The organism is Moorena sp. SIO3I6, from assembly GCF_010672095.1.
This window is the reverse complement of record NZ_JAAHHU010000996.1, coordinates 1-1,816: the sequence shown is the minus strand read 5'-3', so window position 1 is coordinate 1,816 and position 1,816 is coordinate 1. Positions and strand designations below refer to the sequence as shown.

Annotated in this window: 1 protein-coding gene and 1 pseudogene; both read left to right on the top strand. The window is 38.8% G+C overall.

The window, feature by feature from the left end; genetic code table 11:
* Nucleotides 1–71: 71 nt before the first annotated feature.
* Entirely contained in the window at nt 72–377 is a 306-nt protein-coding gene (locus F6K49_RS45375; RefSeq protein ID WP_366514325.1) for a hypothetical protein, read from the top strand.
* A 495-nt stretch (nt 378–872) separates the two neighbouring features.
* Nucleotides 873–1,816 (top strand): annotated as a pseudogene (locus tag F6K49_RS45370) (ISAs1 family transposase); the annotation flags it as partial.

Sequence of the window (1,816 nt, the reverse complement as noted above, 5' to 3'; positions counted from 1 at the left end):
AATGGCAAGGCATTGACTACGACTATGACCAAACCATAGAGAGTGGACATCACCGTATCGAAGTCCGTCAGGTGTGGACTGTTTCTGTCAGCCAACTTCCCCCGTTGCATAGGCAAGATCAGTGGTTAGGTCTGACCACCGTTGTGATGGTCAAACGTCGCAGAGAATTATGGAATGGTACAACACAACTTCCTCAGTTCTATATCAGTAGTCTCGAAGCTAATGCCCCAAGGCACAACCAAGTTATTCGTTGCCATTGGAGCATTGAAAACAGTCTCCAAAGGGTTGCTCGATGTCACCTTCAACTCCGATGCCAGTCGATTTCGTCAGGGTCATGGGGCTCAAAATCTAGGATTATTGCGACGCAAAGAGTGTGAGTTTACTCAAACAGGAACCTTCTTTCGCAGAGTTTGAAGATGAAGCGTTACCGAGCTGCCATTGATAATGATTTCTTGCTCGAGATACTTGCAGCCAGTGCGAACCAATGACTTGAAAACCCTCGATGGACTCAGATTCACTTTAGGATTAAGACTACAGGTGGACAGACAACCCGAACATACTAGCCCTTCTTCGCCTTACTGCTGGGATGAATAGCTGGTATCCCTCTGGCTCTGTGAGCTGGTGACCTGGGTTAAACATCAATTCTCTACACACATTTTATACATACTTCCACTCAATTTTAGATGCGATTACCCTGCTTTATATGCAGATCTGCTCTATTGGCATTCCCCGTGGCCTAGAATGGTAACGAGCTTATTATTTACAATAATTCAATTTCCTTAATACTAGTTAAGATTTAGACCCTAAAATTAAGATTTAAATTAGGTCTTTATGAAGGAAAATCAAAGCATAATTTTTAGAAATACTCAGCAATGAAACTCAGACCAAAAACTACGATTTATGAGCATTTTAGTGATTTAAAAGATCCCAGAGTTTACCGAAGCAAACTACATAAATTAATTGATATTATTACAATTACTATCTGTGCGGTGATTAGTGGTGCCGACACCTGGGTTGACATAGAACTCTACGGTAAAACCAAATATAAATGGTTAAAAAAGTTTTTAGAATTACCTAATGGAATTCCATCTCACGACACAATTGCCAGAGTTTTTGCGAAACTTGAAACCGAACAATTACAGCAGTGTTTTTTGAAGTGGGTTCAATCAATTAGTCAGGTCACTTTTGGAGAAATAGTAGCGATTGACGGGAAAACTTTACGTCATTCCTATGACAAAAGTTCTGACAAAGCAGCTATTCATATGGTTAGTGCATGGGCAACAGCGAATCGCCTGGTTTTAGGGCAAGTAAAAGTAGATGAAAAATCCAATGAAATAACAGCTATTCCCAAACTTATAAAAGTTTTAGAACTATCGGGTTGCATCATAACTATTGATGCTATGGGCTGTCAAAAATAAATTGTCAAGCAAATTGTAGCCAAAGAGGCCGACTATTTAATTACCTTAAAAAAGAATCAAGCTTATCTTTATGAACGAGTCGAAAAAATCGTCAATACATTACCTAAATCTAGATTAAAAAACATCACGATCAGTCAGTATTTGCAGTCAGAAACTGGACATAATCGTGAAGAACACAGATATTACCAAATGCTTAGTAATGTTAAAGAAGCAATTGATCCAAACGGGGAATGGGAAAAACTCAACTCAATAGGTTGGGTAGATTATTGGCGAAAAGAAAAAGATGGAAAAACAAGTTTTGAACGAAGATATTATATTAGTAGTCTACCCAATAATGCTGAACTTTTAGCAAAAGCTATTCGCCAACATTGGTGTATAGAGAATCAACTGCATTGGGT